Origin of the sequence: Propionispora hippei DSM 15287 (assembly GCF_900141835.1) — a bacterium.
GTDB lineage: Bacteria > Bacillota > Negativicutes > Propionisporales > Propionisporaceae > Propionispora > Propionispora hippei.
Window position 1 is genome coordinate 31,322 of record NZ_FQZD01000006.1, and the last position, 21,928, is coordinate 53,249.

Annotated in this window: 17 protein-coding genes and 2 tRNA genes; 15 read left to right on the plus strand and 4 right to left on the minus strand. The window is 49.8% G+C overall.

Going from position 1 to position 21,928, the window contains the following annotated elements; all coding sequences use genetic code 11:
* Positions 1–15: 15 nt before the first annotated feature.
* The gene (gene hxlB / locus F3H20_RS03420; protein ID WP_149733574.1) at positions 16–573 is read left to right on the plus strand and encodes a 6-phospho-3-hexuloisomerase; all 558 of its coding nucleotides are present in this window, start codon (positions 16–18) and stop codon (positions 571–573) included.
* A gap of 91 nt (positions 574–664) precedes the next feature.
* Here the strand turns inward: hxlB and F3H20_RS03425 are convergent, their stop codons facing one another.
* Entirely contained in the window at positions 665–1,528 is an 864-nt protein-coding gene (locus tag F3H20_RS03425) for a hypothetical protein (protein ID WP_149733575.1), read from the minus strand.
* Between the two features lie 208 nt (positions 1,529–1,736).
* The gene (locus F3H20_RS03430; RefSeq protein WP_149733576.1) at positions 1,737–2,648 is read right to left on the minus strand and encodes an RluA family pseudouridine synthase; all 912 of its coding nucleotides are present in this window, start codon (positions 2,646–2,648) and stop codon (positions 1,737–1,739) included.
* A 286-nt stretch (positions 2,649–2,934) separates the two neighbouring features.
* Between F3H20_RS03430 and trhA the strand changes: the two genes are divergently transcribed.
* From trhA to F3H20_RS03455, 5 genes are all read left to right on the plus strand, one after another.
* Entirely contained in the window at positions 2,935–3,561 is a 627-nt protein-coding gene (gene trhA / locus F3H20_RS03435) for a PAQR family membrane homeostasis protein TrhA (RefSeq protein WP_149733577.1), read from the plus strand.
* A 330-nt stretch (positions 3,562–3,891) separates the two neighbouring features.
* A complete protein-coding gene (locus tag F3H20_RS03440; protein WP_149733578.1) occupies positions 3,892–4,503 on the plus strand; it encodes a TetR/AcrR family transcriptional regulator in 612 nt (203 codons plus the stop codon).
* A gap of 90 nt (positions 4,504–4,593) precedes the next feature.
* Positions 4,594–5,745: an efflux RND transporter periplasmic adaptor subunit gene (locus tag F3H20_RS03445; RefSeq protein WP_394349560.1), complete on the plus strand. Its 1,152-nt coding sequence runs from the start codon at positions 4,594–4,596 to the stop codon at positions 5,743–5,745.
* A 13-nt stretch (positions 5,746–5,758) separates the two neighbouring features.
* Positions 5,759–8,911, plus strand: a complete 3,153-nt coding sequence (locus F3H20_RS03450; protein ID WP_149733579.1) for an efflux RND transporter permease subunit — start codon at positions 5,759–5,761, stop codon at positions 8,909–8,911.
* Between the two features lie 90 nt (positions 8,912–9,001).
* Complete coding sequence (locus F3H20_RS03455; protein ID WP_223191587.1) at positions 9,002–9,727, plus strand: HAD family hydrolase; 726 nt, start codon at positions 9,002–9,004, stop codon at positions 9,725–9,727.
* A 79-nt stretch (positions 9,728–9,806) separates the two neighbouring features.
* On the opposite strand, the gene F3H20_RS03460 is transcribed toward F3H20_RS03455, so the two are convergent.
* Complete coding sequence (locus tag F3H20_RS03460) at positions 9,807–10,934, minus strand: hypothetical protein (RefSeq protein ID WP_149733581.1); 1,128 nt, start codon at positions 10,932–10,934, stop codon at positions 9,807–9,809.
* Between the two features lie 426 nt (positions 10,935–11,360).
* Here F3H20_RS03460 and F3H20_RS03465 point away from each other — a divergent pair, with 426 nt between their 5' ends.
* From F3H20_RS03465 to F3H20_RS03490, 6 genes are all read left to right on the plus strand, one after another.
* Positions 11,361–12,590 (plus strand): L,D-transpeptidase, encoded by a 1,230-nt coding sequence (locus F3H20_RS03465; RefSeq protein WP_149733582.1) that lies wholly within the window; start codon positions 11,361–11,363, stop codon positions 12,588–12,590.
* A gap of 364 nt (positions 12,591–12,954) precedes the next feature.
* A complete protein-coding gene (gene polA, locus F3H20_RS03470; RefSeq protein WP_149733583.1) occupies positions 12,955–15,576 on the plus strand; it encodes a DNA polymerase I in 2,622 nt (873 codons plus the stop codon).
* Between the two features lie 34 nt (positions 15,577–15,610).
* A complete protein-coding gene (gene mutM, locus F3H20_RS03475) occupies positions 15,611–16,438 on the plus strand; it encodes a DNA-formamidopyrimidine glycosylase (RefSeq protein ID WP_149733584.1) in 828 nt (275 codons plus the stop codon).
* An 11-nt stretch (positions 16,439–16,449) separates the two neighbouring features.
* Entirely contained in the window at positions 16,450–17,058 is a 609-nt protein-coding gene (gene coaE, locus F3H20_RS03480; RefSeq protein WP_149733585.1) for a dephospho-CoA kinase, read from the plus strand.
* Between the two features lie 109 nt (positions 17,059–17,167).
* Positions 17,168–17,728: a lytic transglycosylase domain-containing protein gene (locus tag F3H20_RS03485; RefSeq protein ID WP_449421255.1), complete on the plus strand. Its 561-nt coding sequence runs from the start codon at positions 17,168–17,170 to the stop codon at positions 17,726–17,728.
* A 152-nt stretch (positions 17,729–17,880) separates the two neighbouring features.
* Positions 17,881–19,509 (plus strand): peptide ABC transporter substrate-binding protein, encoded by a 1,629-nt coding sequence (locus F3H20_RS03490; RefSeq protein ID WP_223191589.1) that lies wholly within the window; start codon positions 17,881–17,883, stop codon positions 19,507–19,509.
* Between the two features lie 112 nt (positions 19,510–19,621).
* Here F3H20_RS03490 and F3H20_RS03495 read toward each other — a convergent pair whose 3' ends face one another.
* A complete protein-coding gene (locus F3H20_RS03495) occupies positions 19,622–19,996 on the minus strand; it encodes a hypothetical protein (protein WP_149733588.1) in 375 nt (124 codons plus the stop codon).
* Positions 19,997–20,203: 207 nt separating this feature from the next.
* On the opposite strand from F3H20_RS03495, the gene F3H20_RS03500 reads away from it, so the two are divergent.
* The 3 genes from F3H20_RS03500 (at position 20,204) to F3H20_RS03510 (ending at position 21,925) form a co-directional block, all read left to right on the plus strand.
* A tRNA-Leu gene (locus tag F3H20_RS03500) sits at positions 20,204–20,289 on the plus strand.
* 103 nt (positions 20,290–20,392) lie between these two features.
* Positions 20,393–20,478, plus strand: a tRNA-Leu gene (locus F3H20_RS03505).
* Positions 20,479–20,671: 193 nt separating this feature from the next.
* Positions 20,672–21,925: an aspartate aminotransferase family protein gene (locus F3H20_RS03510; RefSeq protein WP_149733589.1), complete on the plus strand. Its 1,254-nt coding sequence runs from the start codon at positions 20,672–20,674 to the stop codon at positions 21,923–21,925.
* The last annotated feature ends 3 nt before the right edge of the window (positions 21,926–21,928 follow it).

The following is a 21,928-nucleotide window of genomic DNA, read 5'->3' on the forward strand; positions in this document are numbered from 1 at the left end:
CGGGAGCGATAAAGGATGGATGCAAATACCTATTCTGAAATAATTATCCGGGAAATTGGGCAGGTATTGGGCCAGGTCAACACAACCGCCTTGGAGGAACTGGCAGCAGCCATCAGGGCGGCCAACCGGGTTTTTGTAGCCGGTGCCGGCCGGTCGGGCCTGATGGCCAAGGCCTTTGCCATGCGCTTAATGCATATGGGCTTTACGGTCTATGTGGTGGGGGAAACGGTTACGCCTAGTCTGGCTGCCGGTGACTTACTGCTGCTGGCATCCGGTTCGGGTGAAACAGGCAGTCTTGTGACCATGGCGGACAAATGCAAGAAGCTACAGGCTAAACTGGCTGTGCTGACTGCTGCCCCTGGATCGACGATTGGACGCAGCGCCGACATTGTTGTGCAGGTGCCTGCCGTAACCAAAGAAGCGGCAGATACCCGAAGTATTACCGCTCAGCCTATGGGGTCGTTGTTTGAGCAAAGTATTTTGCTGCTGATGGATGCCATTATTGTCCGGTTAATGGAACTGCAAGAAAAAACTTCTACAGCCATGTTTTCCCGCCATGCCAATTTAGAATAAAAGGGCAGGCCAATATTATTGAAATCGAAATAAAACAGCAAACAGGCCTTCCTCAGCTATAAACTGGGGAAGGCCTGTTGTTTACGAACGGTCAGTCTAAACAAATCCGGGTACAGCCGGTTTGGTTGATTAGTTGCAATCTGTCACGGTACCGGTCAAAATCTTCGGTGGCATTATAAGAATGAAGCCAGTGGGAAAAGGCCGTGTCCAGCAGCGTTATCGGCGTGTCATATAGACGCAGTCCCTCAAAAAAGCCGGGCAGAATGAACTTGCGGAAGGCCTGAATCGTACCGGAAGGCCGGCTTAATTTTTCTAACCCCATGCAAGTGGACGTTGCGGATGGTTGGGACGTTTGTTCGGCAGCATGATAGAGCACCAGCGGTGCTGTGCAATATCTTGACTGATAGAAGGGAAGAACTTTTTTGCGGAACCACTGTAGGCCTGTCGGCAGGGAGCGATCAGGGCTAAAAAGGCCGAAGGTGTAACCGTTAAATAAATCCATAAACAAATGAATGTATTGCAGTGTCTTAAGTTTGCTGATCATGCGGCGGGTGCAGATGCACTCATAAACCAGCTTTTCTCCCGGTGCCGTGACTGACAGCTCCCGGTCGCAAAAGGCGGGATTGACCCGCTCGATAAACCGGATTTGATGTACGTCCAGGGTGTCCGGATTTTTTATGTACAACTGGATAAGTGCCTGGCATAAAGCAGCTTTGGACGTTATACCCAACTTTTGCTTGACTTGCAGCAGCTGCTGCATGGTCAACGAGAGACCCTGGCGAGTGAAAAAGTCCAGCAGCCGGAAATCGTTCCAAAAGGGATTGGTCAAACAGGTCTTAAGGATAAAATCCTCACTTGACGGTTGTGGCTGGGGTAGCGGTTCTTTTATGTGCAAACGGTAGGTCAGATTGGTTTTGGGCAGGGGAGTGGAACGCGTGGTAAATTTATCTTCCAAGCAAATAAGTTCTAAGGGACTTATGAATGATTTCGCCTTAGACATTAGTATAGGGCTGTGGTTTGGCATGATAGACACCCCCAAAAAATAAAAGAGCGGCGCGAACATGATAGTAGAACATGTTCGGCCGCATTGCCTCTTGTTTATTATGCAAATAACTGGTGTATTTATTATATAACTAGTTTGAGTTTATTTCAATTAGTTTTTGTTAAGTTTTATTGGTTGGTGTTAGGCCGCAGTGGTCAAGCAGTTGTCGGAAATCGGTGGGGAGCGGCGCCTGCACGGTAATTCGCCGGTTGTCGCCCAGTGTGCTGAATGTGACTGAAACGGCGTGAAGGGCTTGACGGGGCATAAATGGTGAAGGTTTTCCGTACATGGCGTCGCCAATGACGGGGTGCCCCAGGTGCGCTAAGTGCAGGCGGATTTGGTGGGTGCGCCCTGTTTCCAGTTCCAATTCCAATAAAGTGGCGACGGGAAATTGCTGCAGCGTCCGGTAGTGGGTAATGGCCGATTCTCCCTGGTCACTGACAATACGGCGGTTGGGACGGTGAGGATGAACAGCGATGCCGGCCGTTATGATTCCCTGGGGAGGCTGTACCAGGCCGGTGACACAGGCCTGGTACAGCCGGCTGATTTGCCTGGACTTTAGCTGCTCTTCCAGTTTAAACTGGCTTTGGGCGTCCTTGGCAAAGAGGATGCAGCCCGACGTATCGCGGTCGAGGCGGTGAATCGGGCGAAGCGTATAGAGCAGGCCCTGCTGTTGCCAGTGATAGGCCAGATGGTTGGCCAAGGTGCCGTGGGTTGTATGTCCGGCAGGATGAACAAGCTGATAAGGCGGTTTATTCAGTACCAACAGGTACTCATCTTCATATAAAATGTCGACGCCGCCTGCTTCGGGCTGCACACCGTAGGAGGCATCTTCCAGCACGGCAACCTGCAGCAGGTCACCGGTTTTAAGGTTTTTTTGCAAAAAAACGCTTCGTTTATTTAAGAGAATTCCTTTTTTTCTGGTTAGTTTCTGAATTTTTCTGCCGGAGTAACCAAGAATTTCTTTTAAATAGGCTTCGACAGGCAGCCCGGCATGCTGTTCTTCGATTTTGTAACTCGTAAATGTCTTCATATGCCGTATTCTTCCTTACATTTTGATGTAATGATCCGCCGCGAAAATTAAATTTATGGGGATGTTTCATAAGACAAAGCTATGTGCCTATCGGATTTAGGTCAGCCGATGATAGCGAAGCTTTGAAATTATTGTACGTTCAGAGTTAGTGAATACTAGCATCATACCGTAATTTGTGCCGGTAGACAAGTAGTATGGAAATAAATGGCGGGTATCAATGCACCTGATTGTGATATAATGCAAGTATGGCTTATTTTTACACAACCTACAGCTAGGAGGGATATATATGGAAGAAATCGTCAATGCGATTACTCATGGTATTGGCGCTGTACTGGCGTTGGTCGGACTGGTGGTGCTGGCAGTCGGCGCTTGCACGCAAGGCAGTGTCTGGCACATTGTAAGCTTTAGCATTTATGGCACCTCGTTGGTACTGCTGTATCTGGCTTCGACACTGTATCATAGTTTTACCAATGAACGGGTCAAACATATCTTTAAAATTTTTGACCATTCGGCCATATACCTCTTGATTGCCGGCACTTACACACCGTTTGCCTTTGTTCCGCTGCACGGTACACTAGGCTGGATCATTTTTGGTGTCGTGTGGACGCTGGCTATTGTCGGTATTGTGTTCAAGGTTTTTTTTGTCAGACGGTTTAACCGGCTTTCCACTTTGTGCTATATCCTGATGGGCTGGTTTGCTGTTGTTATGATTAAACCGCTGATTATGACCTTGCCGGCAGCCGGTTTGTACTGGTTGATTGCCGGCGGTGTGCTGTATACGGTAGGGGCTATTTTCTATCTGGCCCGTAAAATGCCCTATAGTCATGCGGTCTGGCATTTCTTTGTTATCGCCGGCAGCGCGGCGCACTTCAACAGTATTTTTTCTTATGTGCTTCCCCTTTCCGTATCTTAATAATTCGGGGTATATAGTACTCTGCTTTCCCTAAATGCATGGATCTTCGGGAAGGCTTCTTCATCTGCTTTAGCTGTCGTCGCCTTACATACATCCGGTATGCGTGGCTTCTCCGCCTGGCAGGACAAAAAAATCCTTGCAAACTTATCTTATTAGGTGCTCAGGGTACTAGAATGTTATGACAAGCATTGGGGCCGGCCTTCCGGTTCAATGCTTTTTCTTTTGGCTGATTTTAGTAGACAAAACATTTGCCCGTGTACTATAATTAAGTGTAACTTTTAAATAGTTATTTAAAACGAATGTTTAATTAGTGAGGTGACCAGATATTACGTGGTGGATTGTATTGATAAACCAACTATAAATAAAATTGTTGAGTCTGCAGTTACCTTGTTCTCCCTGAAAGGATATGCCCGCGTATCTGTTAAAGAAATCGCTGAAGCGGCGGGTGTAAACATTGCCTTAATTTCTTATTATTTTGGTGGAAAAGAAAAACTATATTCCTACGTAATGGAGCAGCAGCTTACGCTTTTTGGCAGACAGTTGGAGGTCATCCGTCAGGAAGAGCAAGATCCTTTGGAAAAGATAAGGTGCTTTATTCAAACAGCAATGGAGATACATAAAAAATTTCCTTATCTTAACCGGTTGCTGTATCGAGAATTGCTCAGCCCGACCAATTGTTTTGATGAGATTGTCCGGGGCGAGGCGGAGCGGTTTCATAATTTCTTGGGCGAATGTATCCAGGAAGCCATTGACCAGGGAAGGTTTCGGCCTGATCTTGATATTTACTGTGCCACAGTAACCTTATTCAGCATGATACATTATACCCTTTTTACCCAATGTCTGCCCGATACAATTTTAACGGCGAAGGCTGACCGGGAGGAATATTATCTTCGGCAGTCTTTGGAGATTTATTTACATGGGGTTCAATGCCCGGGGGTATAAGAACTGGAAAACGATATCTGTAATCTAACTATAATATAATAGTCATATATTAACATGTGTAAGAATGGCGAAATAGGAGGGGAAGTATTGATTAGCACAGGTTTGAAAAAAATGAGTTATGTAGGAGTCTTCTTGCTGTGCGGCGCTATATTGGCGGCCGGTTGCAGCAAACAGACGGCCCAAATGCCACAACAGGCTGTGGAAGTCAAGGCAATACAAGTTGCTCAACAGGATACGCCGGTCACCTATGAGTATGTAGGTCAGGTGCAGGCTAAAAATGAGGTAAAACTTCAATCCAAAGTTTCCGGCAATATTGTGGCTAAGATGGTTAATGGTGGGGCCATGGTGAAGAAGGGCCAGCCGCTCTTTCAAATAGACCGCCGGCAGTATGAATCATCCCTGCTTTCCGCCAAGGCTCAGTTGGCCCAGTCGGAAGCCACATTGGCCAATTCCCGTCTGGATGTCAGCCGCTATAAGAGACTGGCCGCTCAGGACGCTATTGCCCAACAGACATTGGATACCCAGGTTTCCGTAGAGCAGCAAAACATGGCGGCCGTAGAGGCCAATCAGGCGCAAGTACAGTTGGCGCAGGAAAATCTGGCAGATACGCTTATTGTTTCGCCCATTGACGGCCGCATGGATGTCAATGATTTGAGTGTGGGTAGCTATGTCACGGCCGGTTCGACTGTAATGGCTACCATTTCGTCGATTGACCCGGTCTTTGTACAATTCAGCATGAATGAAAACGAATATCTTCAGTTGGCCAATAACAACGGTGGATTGCCTAACTCCTGGGGTAATAGCCTTAAAATGGTCCTTAGCAACGGCACCGAATATCCGGTGACCGGCCAGGTGGAGCAGGTGGACCGGGGCATTAATCAAAATACCGGAACCATTACCATCAAGGCTTCCTTTGCCAATGCTCAGCAATTGCTGGTGCCGGGGATGTTTGCCCGGGTAATCGCCGCCGGTGAAGTACATAAGGGCGCCTTGCTGGTACCGCAGCGGGCAGTGCAGGAATTGTTAGGCAAAAACTTTGTCACCGTTGTAGGTGAAGGCGATAAAGCCGAATCGCGGGCTGTGACGATGGGCGCCAAAGTAGGCAATCTGTGGATTGTCGAAGAAGGCCTGCAGCCGGGAGACCGTGTTGTTGTCGAAGGCACCAATAAAGTTCAGCCAGGCGCGGCGTTAGCGGTAACCACGGTCGGATTGGATCAGTTTATAAATCCGGCGAAACAATAGGGGGTGTTAAGACATGGCTAAGTTTTTTATTGAACGCCCCGTTTTTGCCATTGTGCTATCTATTTTGATCACGCTAATCGGTGGGATTGCCGCGTTTAACCTGCCAATTGCGCAGTATCCGCAAATTGCGCCGCCTACCGTCCGGGTTGGTGCCACCTATCAGGGAGCCAATGCGGACGTTGTGGAACAAACAGTGGCCCAAACCATTGAGGAACAGGTAAACGGTGTTGAGGACATGGTTTCCATGAATTCAACCAGTACCGATGCGGGGTCATATACCTTAAACGTACAGTTTGAAACAGAAAAGAATGCCGATATTGCTACGGTACAGACCCAAAACCGGGTGTCGCAGGCTGACGCTTCCATTCCTGACACGGTACGGCAGTCCGGTGTGACAACGAAAAAATCGACCCAGGATATGGCGTTCATTTTCACCCTGTGGTCGCCCAATAACAGTTATGACTCAAACTTCTTAAAGAGTTACGGTACCATCTATTTGGAAGATGATATTAAGCGCGTAAAAGGTGTCGGCAATATTATGGAATTCGGCGCTGACTACGCTATGCGGATATGGGTAAAGCCGGATAAGCTGGCCCAGCTTGGCCTAACGGTAGGCGATGTGCAGAGTGCTATTCAGGCACAGAACATTCAGGCGCCGGCTGGCAATATCGGTACTATGCCGACGCCGCAGAACCAGGAAAAGCAGTATACGGCTAAAGTAAAAGGCCGTCTCAGCACGCCGGAGGAATTCGGCAATATTATTATCCGGGCCGAGGCGGACGGTTCTTTTGTCCGAATCAAGGATGTGGCCCGGGTGGAACTGGGCAGCCAGAACTATAACTTCAGTCCCAAAATGAACGGGAAAACGGCGGTAGGCTTCGCCATTCAGCTCAGCAATGATGCCAATGCCTTAGAAACGATCAGCAATGTGCGCAAAGTATTGGCGGATGCTTCCAAGCGTTTCCCGCCGGATTTACAATACAGTGTTATGATCGATAACACCAAGTTTGTCCGCGAATCAATGGTCGAGGTGGCCAAAACCTTTGCCGAAGCGCTAATGCTGGTGCTGCTGGTCGTGTTTATCTTCCTGCAAAACTGGCGGGCCACGCTGATACCGATGCTGGCTATTCCCGTATCACTGATTGGTACGTTTGGGGCGTTTGTAGCACTGGGCTTTTCCATCAATACACTGACCTTGTTTGCCATGGTGCTGGCTATCGGTCTGGTGGTTGATGATGCCATCGTGGTTATCGAAGCGGTGGAACATCATATGCGTTATTCCGGCATGGCGCCCAGGGAAGCTACCAAACGGGCGATGAGTGAGGTATCGGGACCGGTAGTGGCCATTGCCTTCGTGCTGGCTTCAGTATTCATTCCGGTTGCCTTCTTCGGCGGTACGATGGGGGTTTTGTATAAGCAGTTTGCGTTAACCATTGCTGTTTCGATGGGACTGTCGGCCCTAGTGGCTTTGTCATTGACGCCGGCGCTATGCGCCATGCTGCTTAAACCCTACAATCCTGATGAACATAAAGGCCTCTTGGGCCGCTTCTTTGACCGGTTTAACGACTGGTTTGAAAGAATGATTGAACGGTATGGCCACGGTCTGGGCAGGATTATTCCCAAAGCCAGTGTATGCCTGGCGTCGCTCCTGATACTGCTCATTCTGACCGGCTTTTTACTGAAAATGGTTCCTTCGGCGTTTATACCGGAAGAGGATCAGGGCTTTTTTATTAGTACGCTAACCTTGCCAGAAGCCGCAAGCATGAACCGGACTGATGAGGCAGTCAGCAAATTAGCGGAGGATGTATCGAAGCAGCCCGGTGTTCAGGATACTATGGCCGTTATTGGCTACGACATGTTAAGTGGCGGGATTAAATCCAATGCGGCAACTATGTTCGTAGGTCTTAAGCCATGGGATGAGCGGACCAATCCGCAAACTGCCGTAAATGCGCAAATTGGGCAGGTATTCCAAAAAAGCAGCCATTTGCCGGAAGGCCAGGTCATTGCCCTTAATCCGCCTTCGCTGCCCGGTCTGGGCATTGCCGGTGGCTTCACCATGATGCTGCTTGACCGCAGCGGTGGAGAAATGGGAGATTTTGACCGCGTTTCTCAGGAATTTTTAGCGGCGGCCCGTAAACGGCCGGAAATTGGTAAGGTATATACTACCTTCCAAATGAATACACCTGGTTTCGAATTTGAAGTGGATCGGGAAAAAGTAGAAAAATTGGGCGTTTCCCTGGACGAGGTGTTTACGACGCTGCAAACCTATTTCGGTGGCGTCCAGGTCAATGATTTCAATAAATTCGGCCGGACCTTCAAAGTTATGCTGCAAGCTGATGTGGATTACCGTTCTCAGGTGGATGCTACTCGGTTCTTCTTCCTCAAAGGTTCCAATGGAACTATGGTGCCATTAAATACCCTGCTTAAGCCAAAACCGATGAATGCGACGACGCTGATCAGCCGCTATAACGGGTCCCGCGCCATCCAGATCAACGGTATGCCGGCTAATGGTTTCAGTTCCGGTCAGGCAATTACTGCCCTGGAGGAAGTGGCTGCTCAGGTATTGCCAACCGGTTATACCTATGAATGGTCAGGTCAGAGCCGGGAGGAAAAGATTTCCGGTAGCCGGGCTCCTGTTGTATTTGGCTTTGCCCTGCTCTTTGTTTTCCTTTGTCTGGCAGCGCTGTATGAAAGCTGGAGCGTGCCTTTTGCCGTACTGCTATCGGTGCCGACAGGCATCTTTGGCGCTTTCCTCTTCCAGTATGCCCGGCATTTGGAAAACAGTGTATATATGCAGATTGGGCTGGTCATGCTGATTGGGCTGGCGGCCAAGAATGCCATTTTAATTGTTGAGTTTGCCAAGGTTCGGGTTGATAACGGTATGAACCCGGTTCAGGCGGCGATTGAGGCGGCGAAAATCAGACTACGGCCTATTTTGATGACCTCGTTGGCCTTCATCATCGGCTGCCTGCCGCTGGCTATTGCCACCGGCGCCGGCGCCGCAGCCAGAAACTCCATGGGGACGGCGGTTGTCGGTGGCATGCTGATGGCAACCTCGCTGGGTATCTTCCTGATTCCTGTGTTGTTTGTTGTCGTGGAAAAATTAACAATAAAAATTAAACAATGGAGAAAAGGAAAAGATACCTCCGTATCGGTTTCCAAATAAACAAAAGCAATAGCTGCCTGCTTGCGGGCAGCTATTGCTTTTTGTTATGATTAGACAGAGAGCGGGGGGAAAGATACGAGGAGGATGACAGTGCATTGTATAAAAGAAAAGAAAGATAGCAGGAAAAAGAGAGAATTCAAAGCTGTTATCTTTGACCTGGACGGAACCTTGATTGACAGTGAACCCAACTATTTTGAGGCGTTTAAAAAGATCCTGGAAGAGCATGGCGTGACCGGTTATACAGCTAAGATGAACCGGCAGTATTACGGTATGGGGGTAAAGGAAGTTCTCGAAGTGTTTAAGGAGAAATATCACATTCAGGCATCCATTGATGCAATAGTAGCAAAGAGCAATGAATATTATCTGGACTTTGCCAAACGGAATACGGTCGTGTTTCCGGAAATGTTCAAGCTGGTAAAAAAGTTGAAGGCCTGTTGTTATCCTTTGGCGTTAGCCTCCGGCTCATCACCGGAAATTATTGAAGATATATTGGCTGCAGCCCGGATTGGTGACTATTTTGATCTCGTTATTTCTTCTGAGAAGGTTGGTAAATCCAAGCCTGAACCGGACGTATTCCTGGAGACGGCCAGACGGTTGGCGGTGGCGCCGGAGCATTGCCTGGTGCTGGAAGACTCGCCTTATGGAGTTATGGCTGCCCAACGGGCCGGCATGTCCTGCATTGCTGTTCCGTCAGGGAATCTTTCGGCGTTGCATAGTTGCTTTTTTAAAGCCGATCTGCTGCTCGAAAACGGTATAAGCGATTTTTCTGCCGATAAAGCGTTTAAATGGATACAATCGGATGGCCTTGCCGTTTAATGCAAAACAGGCCACTGCTCCTGATTGGGAGCGGTGGCCTGTTTTATGTTTCGTCTGGTGAGATGAGACGATTGCTATTTTATTCGGCCTGCAAAAATTCAATCAAAGCGAGCAGCTCTTCCTGGTCTTCCGACCGGGCCAGAAAAACGGAACTGCCAGCTTGATGCTCTGTGCCGCACTGAGGAAAAGTGGCGACAAGCAGCCGGTCGTAGGCGGCGCGGATCTCTTCTTCTTTGTGGGCGTAGTCTTTACCGGCGCTTCTCGCGATATAGGCGCAGTGGAATTTTCGTGTGATGTCACTGCTAAACTGGTCGCCCTGCACCATATTAGCCCACTCCTGGTAGACATTGATGTCATTGGCGAAGTTGAAGATGTCCGGCATAAAGCCATTGCCCGGAAATAGCAGTAATTCTTCGACGAAAAGCTTATTCTTTTCATTCCGGCTAAACCGGATATGAAAGAAGCGGCCGGCAGCATTGGTGGCGGCAAGCAGTTTAGCGGCAGTCTTTGCCAAATCTTCCGGAATGTCCCGCAGTGAATAAAAGGCTGACTGTCCTGCCGATACATGGGCTGCGGTAAACGCGGGAGCACCCGACGCGTCCAGCAGGCCGTCAAATGAATAATAGGCTTTTTTCGTATGAGGGGCCAGAACATAGGTTGCATAGTTCGGCAGCTTGTCCAGCCAGGCGTTTAGCTCCTCTTCATTCTGCAGAATGGTGCAGGGGGCCTGTGAAATAAATGAATCAGGCTTGGCTATGACCGGGTAACCGGTTTTTTTCGCATATTCAGCAGCTTCTTCGCGGGACAAAAGCGCGTCACTAACCAGCGTATTGACACGGGCCTTCCGGCAGAGTTTTTTCATGCCCGTATAGCTGGCATGAAGGTCCAGTGCATCCAGATTGACTCCCGGTACATGAAAATCGGTGCGGAGTGCCGCTTCGGTAAAGAAAAGACGGGGATTGATATTTTCAATCCGGTTGATCTTCCCATATTTGTGGGTAAAATAGCCGGCAGCCCGCAGCACCTCGTCGTAGTTAGCCAGATTATCTACCTTATAGTATTCAGTCAGTGCTCCGGTAAGGGACTGTGACAATTGATCATAGGCCGTATCCCCGATGCCCAGGACGTGAACCCCTAAATTCCGCAGGTAAAGACAGAATTGGTATACGTTATGTGAAAAATCCGGCGATAAGATAATAATATTCATAAAAATGACAACCTCCCTGTAAAAGTTTGGAAAATATTCCATTTTAAAAAGGGATTCTACATGAATGATCAAAATCCTTTAATTTTGTAAAAATATTAGGAAACTGCTGATTTAATGAGCCTCCCGTCAGGAGGCGCAGGATGAATATAATTGGCGATTTCTTAGTCTTACCATACCTTTTGAGCCCTGGGGCGTGTTTTCAAACTATCCGAGAAGTCCTCCCGGCGACACTTTTTATACCCTTGAAGCAAGAGCGATTATTCCCTGTAATATGCTGTTTCGCCTGGCACAAAAATTACTTGCCATGGATTTTCCTGTTAGGTTGAAAGAACTCTGGCGAGCGGGAAAGGAGATTTCTGTCATAGGTCCGGCGCTTCCTTCATACTAGTTTATTGTTTGGGAAATTTACATGAAGAAGGGATAGGTGTGTTCAGCTTGCAAAAGATGAGGCCGGTCCTGTGGCTGGCAGTCCTCTGGTTAGTGATATTTTACGCAGGCAGTGAGTGCCGGGGCCAGTCTGGCGAAGCGGCGATTATCATTAACATTCCCAGCCGGACCCTGGAACTGTATGAGGGAGAAAATCTGGCCAAGGAGTACCGGATTGCCGTGGGAAAAGAGTCAACGCCGACACCGCTCGGGGACTTTTCTATTACCGATAAGGAAGTTAATCCGGTTTGGATACCGACCAACGGCGACCCTGCCGTTCCTTCGGGACCGCATAATCCTCTGGGATATCGCTGGCTGGGCTTGTACGGAACCTATGGCATACATGGCACCAATGCGCCCTGGTCGATTGGCGGCAGTATTTCCAACGGCTGCATCAGAATGTACGAAAGTGATGCGGAAGAGCTGTTTGACCGGGTAAAACTGGGCACGCCGGTCTCTATTACCTACGAGCGGTTAAAGATAAGGCTCGATGGCGGCAAAGCATTTATCGGAATTTATCCGGATATATACCATAGGAATTCGCTAAGTGCAGCGGAGGTAGGCGCTAAGCTGGGAGAACTGGGAATCAGCGGTTTGGTTGATGAGAATCTGGTGGTCAGGGCGCTGCAAAATAATGAAGAATGGAAGATGCAGCTAGGGAAAATATATGGTATGCATGTGAATGGTAGAACGCTGCGGGAAAAGGCGATCGAACTGGACGGAGCTGTATATATTCCGGTCTGGCCGGTGGCTAGCGCCGTGAAAACCGACATTCGCTGGGATGGGCAGGCCGGGCTGATTCAGGTGGGGCAGCAAGCGGTCAAAGGACTGGTCAGAGGTAATGTGCTGTATGCGTCGCCAGAGGACATCGGGCTGCTGTTCGGCGGCCGCCAATGGCTGGCACAGGGAGAATGGTATTATAACACCTTCAGTCTGGTGGTAAACGGTGTGTTGATCACCAATGAAATGGAGGTGGTAGATGGCGTGTTGGCGGTGCCGCTGACCTCCTTGTTTGAGGGATTGGGACTTCAAGCCGGCTATCAGCACGAGGGTGACCGCTTTGGATATCGGGGCAATGCGTTGCCAGTTACGCTGCTTCATGGCCGGCCGTATATTCCAATTAATAAGATCAGTCAGGTTTTGCCGGTGTATGTATACTGGGATCAGCCGACAGGTACGGTGGAGGTGACGGCCTATCAGCCTGGCACGGCGGCGGCCTTGACGCCATGAAGAGTACCTGCTCTCAGTTAAGGATAATGGAAAGAATTCTTGCCGTCACATCACTTTGTCTGTTGACGGAGCGGATACAGTGCTGTATAATTTTGGGTAGTAATGACTCCTGCTGGTATTTTACTGGCAGGAGTTTTTTACCATGAGTATTCTGTCTTTCAAGGTGTGTTTTCAAACTAGCTGAGATGCTCCCTGACGGTGCTTTTTGTGCCATACTTCGTTAACATTTTTTGAAATGGGGACCACTATTCCTGTAAAATGTTGCCGCGTATGGCGCAAAAATTACTCGTTATGGATCATCCCGTTAGTTTAAAAACTCACAATAAGGGAGAAGCTAAACTATTAATATTGTGAGGGGATACCGATGTCTCCAGAGTTTATGATTATTGACGGAAGCAGCCTGATTCACCGTGCTTTTTATGCCTTACCCCCGCTTTCCAACGCAGCGGGACAATATACAAACGCCGTATATGGCTTTACCACCATGCTGCTTAAGCTGTTGGCAGACTTAGAGCCCGATGCCATTGCTGTTGCCTTTGATAAAGGTAGAATCACCTTCCGCAACGAAACCTATGCGGAATATAAAGGTCACCGCAAGGCTACACCAGGCGAACTGTCCGAACAGTTTCCGCTGGTAAAAGAGGTATTGGCGGCTTTAGGGATTCAGGTGCTGGAAGAAGCCGGCTATGAGGCAGACGATATCATCGGGACCTTAAGCGTACAGGCCGTACAGGCCGGCTGCCAGGTTACCATTGTGACCGGCGACCGGGATGCGCTGCAATTGATCGGTCCCTATAGCAGGGTTTTACTGACGAAAAAAGGTATTTCCGATATGGAGAATGTTACGGAAGAGACCTTTCGGGAAAAATACGGTATTGCCTCAAGCCAGTTTATTGATGTTAAAGGGCTGATGGGGGATACTTCGGATAATATTCCCGGCGTTCCGGGGATTGGTGAAAAGACGGCGCTCAAGCTGGTCAGTGAGTTTGGATCGGTGGAAAACCTCTTGGACAATATCGATCAAGTGGCAGGGAAAAAATTGCAGGAAAACCTGCGGACCTACCGTGACATGGCAATTATGTCCAAAAAGCTGGCGACCATTGTCTGTGATATGCCGCTGGCTTTTTCGCTGGACCAATACGGCTATGCGCCTGATACGGAGAAACTAAAAGAGTTATTTGCCCATTTTGAATTCAAAAGTCTGCTGCAGCGTTTACCGGCGATGTTTGGCAGTGCTGCCGGCGAACCGGAAGCAGAGCCGGTCCGCATCGAAGCCCGGTACATCGAGACACAGGAAGCGGCGCAAGAGCTGACGGCGGCTGTCCGCCGCCAGGGACGGCTGATATTTTATCCGGTTACAGAGGGCCTGCTACCGGCGATATCGTTCAACGGCCTGGCTTTGTGGGACGGTAAAGAAGCTGTCTACATCTCCGCCGGCAGTGACGCCTGGTCCGGTGTGGCGGAGCTGCTCAAGGATGGCCGGCTGGAAAAGACCACCTATGACGCTAAAATTACCTATAATGCCTGCTACGGCACAGAGCTTGCCTGCGGTGAAATTCAAACCGATATTTTGCTGATGGCCTATCTGCTTGATCCTACAGCGGTGGAATATCCGCTGAACAAGCTGGTGGAAAAATATCTGTCCGGCTATGCCGCATTGCACCCGGATCAGTACAAGGACAGGACAGCGGCAGCTCTTTGGTCGGTTGAGACTATTGCCCGGCTGCAGCCGGTGCTGTATGCCGCCCTGCAGGACGCCAAGCTGGAGAACTTGTACCGGGAGATTGAACTGCCGTTGGTACGTGTGCTGTCTTCCATGGAAAACTACGGCATTACCGTGAATCGCGCCTCGCTGCTCGGCATGTCCGAGGGACTTTCTGTACGGATCGACGAGTTATTAGCGGAAATTTACCAACTGGCCGGGGAACCGTTTAATGTTAATTCCACTAAACAACTGGGAGTACTGCTATTTGAGAAACTGAAACTGCCGGTTATTAAAAAGACGAAAACCGGTTATTCTACCGATGCCGAAGTGCTGGAAAAGCTGGCTGGCAGCCACCCGCTGATCGGTATTATCCTGGAGTACCGGATGTTAATCAAACTAAAATCGACCTATCTGGACGGATTGCTGCCCCTGATTCATCCGGTTACCCGGCGGATTCATACCACCTTTAACCAGACGGTGACCGCCACCGGTCGCCTAAGCAGTTCCGAGCCCAATTTGCAGAATATACCCGTCCGTTCGGAAGAGGGAAGAAAAATCAGGGAACTTTTTGTGCCCGGCGAGGGTTACGATTACATTATGTCTGCCGACTATTCGCAGATTGAGCTGCGTATTCTGGCCCATATGTCAAAAGACAATGGACTGATTGAAGCCTTCATTCACGAGCAGGATATCCATACCCGGACAGCCGCAGAGGTATTCGGGGTTGCCATGAGTGAGGTTACGGCTGAAATGCGTTCGCGGGCCAAAGCGGTCAATTTCGGCATTGTATATGGAATCAGCGATTATGGCCTGTCCCGCGATATCGGGGTCAGCCGCAAGGAAGCCGGCCAATATATTGAAAGCTATTTTGCCCGTTATCACGGTGTAAAGGAATTCATTGATGCGATCATCGGTTTCGCCCGGCAAAACGGTTATGTCACCACCATGTTCGACCGGCGTCGCTATTTGCCGGAAATCAACAGCAGCAACTTCAATCAACGTTCTTTTGCTGAACGGACAGCGATGAATACGCCTATTCAGGGTACAGCGGCGGATATTATTAAAAAGGCTATGATTGATGTGTATCGGGAGCTCAGGAAAGCAAACCTCACTTCACGGATATTGCTGCAGGTACATGACGAACTGCTCTTAGAAGTGGTAGAACAAGAGGTTGAGCCGGTGACTCGCCTGGTCAAACTGGCCATGGAGCAGGCTGTGAACTTGCTGGTGCCTATGACGGTGGAGGTTAAAACAGGAAAGACCTGGGCGGCGGCTAAATAATATGGTGTAGAATGATGCGACGGAGGATACGGACATGCCTGAGTTACCGGAGGTAGAGACAATTCGCCGGAATTTGGCGGATAAAGTAACTGAACGTGTAATCAAAGAGGTCGACCTTTTGTTGCCGCGCCTGATCAAATGGCCCAGTCCGGGGGAATTTCAGGCCATCTTGACGGGAAAACGCATTACAAAGTTGGGGCGGCGCGGTAAATATTTGTTGTTTTATCTGGAGGATGACTTTGTTCTGGTTGTTCACTTGCGGATGACCGGGCGCCTTTACTTTATACAGGCTGGCGTGGAACGGGACAAGTACACCCGTATTCTATTCACCTTTGATAACAGGGACACGCTGCAATATGCCGATACCCGCACGCTTGGCACACTGTACTTAATGAAGGAAAGTGAACTGTGGCGGATTTCCGGGTTGCAGCATATGGGGCCGGAACCTCTGACCGCCGAGTTTACCGAGGCGTATTTCAGTGACCGGCTTAAAAAGCGGCAGGGCAAGATTAAGCCGCTGTTGCTTGATCAGACGTTGGTCAGTGGTTTAGGAAATATTTATGCCGATGAAAGTTTAGCCCTGGCTGGAATTCATCCGGAAAAAAGTGCGGCCCAATTGACGGGGAAAGAATGCAAGGCGTTATACGCGGCAGTGAATCAGGTCATCGCCGAAGGCATCGCCGATGGAGGAACCAGTTTCCGGGATTACCGCGACGGTAACGGGCAGCGCGGGGAGCACCAAAAGCACCTGCGGGTATACGGCCGTCACAATGAGCCCTGCTGTGTTTGTGGCACACCGATCAGTAAGATTGTGGTTGCCGGACGGGGTACGCACTATTGCTCCCGTTGCCAGATCAAGTGAGGGGGGACGCCATGTATTGTGTCGGATTAACAGGCGGCATCGCCAGCGGCAAGAGCACCGTCAGTGCGTTGCTGTCCAAGATGGGCGCCCGTCTTATTGATGCCGATGTGGTTGCCCGCAGCGCGGTTGCTGCTGGCAGTCCAGCCTGGCAGGCTATTGTGGAGCGTTTTGGTCAGGAAATTCTGCTGCAGGACGGTTCGCTCAACAGGGGAATGCTCGGCGGGAAAATTTTTGCCGAGCCGGCTTTGCGGAACTGGCTGGACGCGCTCACTCATCCGGCTATCAGGCAGGAGATATTTCGACAGATGCAACTGGCTAGGGAAGAAGACTGCCGGCTGCTCGTGCTGGATATTCCGCTATTGATTGAAGCCGGCTGGCGTGAATTTGTCGATGAAGTATGGGTGGTCTATGTCCGGCCGGACGTGCAGCTAAACCGGCTTATGGAGAGGAATATACTGTCACGGGAACAGGCGTTGCAGCGGATTCAGTCGCAAATGAGCCTGGAGGAAAAAGTCGGTTATGCCGATCTGGTTATTGATAATAACGCCGGCCTTGAAGAACTGGAAAAACAGGTAAGCGATGCCTGGCGCAGATTGCAAAATAAGGTAACTGCTATATAGAAAGGGAACATGTTTTTTTAGCCTGCTACATATTTTGTAAAAAAAGCTAAGGAACCGTTCAATGAAGTAGCGGTTCCTACATAGTAACGGAGTGATGGTTTTGCGTATAATGGCCTGGATGAGAGTCCTGGTAATTGGCGCGCTTGTAATGGCCGCAGGCGGATATGCCTTGTATAACAGCGACTGGTTTCAAAAAAAGTTTGTTTATCCTTTTCCCTATCAGGATATCGTGTATAAGTACGCACTGAAAAACAATGTGGACCCTTTTTTGGTGGCTGCCGTGATTCGCAGCGAAAGTAAGTTTTTTGCAAAGGCCCGCTCTCATAAGGGGGCTATGGGACTTATGCAGATGATGCCGGAAACGGCAGACTGGGTTGCCCAGCAGATTGACGCCCAGGATTTTAGTGTAACCCAGTTGGAACAGCCGGAGGTAAGCATCCGGCTGGGGACCTGGTATTTGGCTTCTCTGCAAAAGGAATTCGGCAATAACGAGTACCTCATGCTGGCTGCCTATAACGGCGGGAGGGGCAATGTGAAGCAATGGATGGCGGAGCAGCAATGGCCGCCGGATTTTAACCGGATCGAGGCAATTCCCTTTCGGGAAACCCGGGAATATGTAAAAAAAACCCTGGACAGTAAGGCTCGCTATCAGGCGCTGTATAAAGACTGAGCCTGGTACTTCACTAACCTTGAAAGCGGAAATTGCTGACGGTCAGAATTTCGCCATCATTTTTCAGTTTCAAAGTTGGCGGAGTACCGGGGCCTTGCGATCAGTAATATAATGATTAGGCTATGTTATTTAATAGGAATGAGGTGGGCTGTTTGCGACGGGGCAAGTGGTTTTTGCTGGCTTTAATCGTCGTGCTGGCGATAACCGGCTGCGGACGTTTTTCGCCGTCGGCCGATAAAAAACCGGAAGAAAGTAAAAAGGAGCTTAGACAGGGAGGACAACTGGTTTACGGGAGTCTGCAGGAGCCAAGTCTGCTTAATCCTCTGCTATCGGATCTTTTATCGGTATCCGAGGTCAGCAGCTTGCTGTTTAACGGGCTGCTTCGTGCCAATGATAAAGGTGAGTGGATGCCGGACCTGGCTTTGGATGTTCCCAATCTGCAAAACGGCGGAGTCAGCCGTGACGGCCTTACCGTGACGTATCGGTTGCGCCCCGGCGTGGTCTGGCATGACGGAGCGGCCTTTACAGCCCAGGACGTAAAATTTACCTGGCAGCTTATTATGAACCCCAAGGCCAATGTTATATCCCGTGGAGGCTATGATAAAATCGCGTCTATCGACACCCCGGACGCTACTACGGTGGTTGTCCATTTTCGGGAGTTTTACGCTCCTTATCTGACGTTATTTTCCGTTATCTTGCCGAAGCATATTCTGGAAAACGTCCCGGATATCAACAAGGCAGCCTTTAATCGTTCGCCGATCGGAACCGGGCCATTCAAACTAAAGGAATGGCGTATGGCCGAAGCGATCATTCTGGAAGCCAATCCACAATTTTTCCGGGGGAAGCCCGTGCTGGACAGTATTGAATATAAAGTGGTGCCTGAAATGAACTTGCTGTTGACACAACTGAAAGCGGGGGAAATTGATATTGCTTCCAACTTGGACTTGTCCCAGCTTGATCAGGCAAGATCACTGGATAATGTCAATGTGGTGACCACGCCCAACTCGATTTGGGAACATGCGGATTTTAACCTGGACAAGCCGCTGTTTCAGGAAGTGCAGGTGCGTCAGGCCATCGTTGCCGGTGTTGACCGCCAGGCTATTGTCGCTACGGTGTTGAAAAATGCCGCGGTGCCGGCCGCCGGTGATCAGCCGCCGGTTTCCTGGGCCTATAATCCTTCGGTGACGGTGGCCGGCCGAAATGTTAACGCGGCGAGGGGTTTGTTGGACCAGGCCGGCTGGGTGACGGGACCGGACGGAATTTACGCTAAAAATGGCGTAAGACTGTCCTTCACACTGGCGTATCCCCAGAATGACAAAACCAGGGAAGCTGTGGCCCAATTGCTTGTGCAGCAATTAAAGGAAGTGGGAATAGAAGCTCGTCCGCTGGCGGTGGAAAAAGAGACGTTTTTTAACAACACATTAAAAAACAGGCGCTTCGATATGGCGCTGTATGCCTGGGCTGCCGGCAGTGATCCCGATAATAGCGACCTATGGAATTCCAGGCATATACCAGGCTGGAACAACGGCTACGCCGGTAGAAACTATCCGGGATGGCGGAACCCGGAAGTAGACGGGCTGACTGAACAGGCGGTCAGGACGCCGGATCTGGAAACCCGAAAGCAAGCGTATTTTCGCATTCAGGAGATCATCAATCAGGAATATCCTGTTTTGCCGCTGTATTTTCACACACAACTGGCGGCGGTGAGAAAAAATATAGCAAACTATAAACCTGGTCCGGCGGGAGCTTTGTGGAACGCCTGGCAATGGGGATTCCGATAATGACAAAAAAGACTGTCGGCAGGCAAAATGCCTGGCCGACAGTCTTTTTTCATTATTGGCCATATGGGGGGAATGCTTATCAGGTGTCCGCTGGAAGTAGCCGGACCGTTGCTTATAACTGGGCAATTAATGTTTTACTGATTGATTTGGTTTGATCCTGTTCCGGGCTTAGGCGCTGCTTTTGCAAGGCAAGGGCCGTCGCGCTCAATTCAACAATATAAGCTGGGGAGTCCTGGTAGCTGGTGTCGGTGTTGGTTGAATCCCGCGTTATGTCTCCCGCCTGGGCGGTTTGTACCTGGTTTGTCGAAGCCTGTTGTAAAGCCGTATTGCTCAATTCCACGATATAAGCGGGCGTCGCGGATGCGTCGTCGGTCATGGTATCGGCAGCCGGCTGGTTCAGACTGTTATTTATACGCTGCAATTGTTCGGCAGATAGTTTCGGTTTATCCAAGCCTGAGGACTGATTCCGTAAAATGGAAATAGCCACGGTGATCGCCTCCTTTAATTTTAGTATCCTACGAAAGAGCGGGAATGTCAAGTGTTGTGCCGGGTTAAAGGATTTTAGAAAGAACTTAAATAATTTTTTTAAAAAAAACTAAATTTCCTCTTGCAAAGCTATGTTATGTATGCTAGAATATCAAATGTAGCTAACAACTGAACAAACAGTTCAGAAAGCTGCAGTGAACAGATAGATGCGGTCGTGGCGGAACGGCAGACGCGCTAGCCTCAGGAGCTAGTGGGGGCAACCTCGTGGTGGTTCAAATCCACTCGACCGCACCATTTAAGCTGTGAACCATGTTACTCTGAACCGATAGTTGAGGTAAGAACATGGGTGAACCGCTTGGTTCTGAGCGGGAGCGAAGAACGTCCTATCCATAGTTGCGCGGTAGTGGCGGAACGGCAGACGCACCAGCTTGAGGGGCTGGCGGGGGCAACTCCGTGCTGGTTCAAATCCAGTCTACCGCACCATTTAGTAAAAACCGGCTGGAAAGCCTTTTTTTGTTTCTGGCGGTTGTCATACGGTTACGTAAGGATGCTTTATAGTTTTCTATAAGGTGTCCTTTTTGTTTTTTCTGTAGCGTACAGGAAAAATATGCATAAAAAGTGGACATTCCATGTATAAATAGGAATATATACCATTATGAGACAAGCGGAGGTCGTTATGGATACTGATATTGTGGTCAGTCAAACTATCGATCAGTACGAGCAATTTGTTAATCCGGCTTTGGCCAGGCTGTTTCGTTTTATGGGGCTGAATGCTGTGGAATGGGAAGCGCAAGGCTATCGTATAACCGATAGCAACGGTAAAGAATATATTGATTGTCTTGGCGGCTACGGGGTGTTCAGTTTGGGGCACCGCCATCCACGGGTAGTGGCTGCCGTGAAACGTCAACTGGACAAAATGCCTTTGTCAGGCAAGGTGCTGTTCAATAAAGAGATGGCCGACCTGGCTGCTTTGTTGGCCGCCATTACGCCGGGAGATCTGCAGTTTAGCTTTTTTGGCAACAGCGGTGCCGAGGCCGTGGAAGGAGCTTTGAAGCTGGCGCGGCTGCATACGGGACGAGTCAAGGTAGTATCAACGGTTAACGCCTTTCATGGCAAGACCTTCGGTGCTTTAAGCGCCACCGGGCGGGCAGTTTTCTGCGAGCCTTTTCGTCCGTTGCTGGAAGGCTTTGTACATGTGCCTTATGGTGATGTGGCTGCGATGGAGCAGGCGGTAGACAAGGCGACGGCGGCTGTGATTGTCGAACCTGTTCAGGGAGAAGGCGGGATTATCGTACCGTCGCCCGATTATCTGCGCGCCATCCGGGCTTTATGTGATGCTCACCAGGCCGTGATGATTTGTGATGAGGTGCAGACCGGGCTGGGCCGGACGGGCAAAATGTTTGCAGTGGACCATGCCGGTGTTGTACCGGATATTCTGACACTGGCCAAAGCCTTGGGTGGAGGGGTGATGCCCATCGGAGCGTTTATTGCCAGGCCGCCGTTTTGGGAAAAACTGATTGCCAGTCCTTTTTTGCATACGTCCACCTTTGGCGGTAATCCGCTGGCCTGCGTTGCCGGACAAGAGACCATCCGGGTATTGCAGGAAGAAGGGCTGGCTGAACGGGCGGCGGAGGCAGGAACATATTTTCTTCGCCGACTGACTGATTTGCAACACCAGTATCCTACCGTCATTAAGGAGGTCCGGGGTATCGGACTTATGCTTGGTCTGGAACTGGCCCAGGAGGGGTTGGGCGGGGTGGTCATGGCGGAATTGATTTCCCGGGGAATTTTGGTTGCCTATACCCTTAACAACCCGAAGGTCATCCGTCTGGAGCCGCCGTTGAACCTGCCGCTGGCGGTGATTGACCAGGTAATTGAAGCGCTTGCGGCAGCATTGACTGCCGCTGTGGATTTGTTAGATGAACTTTAGGAG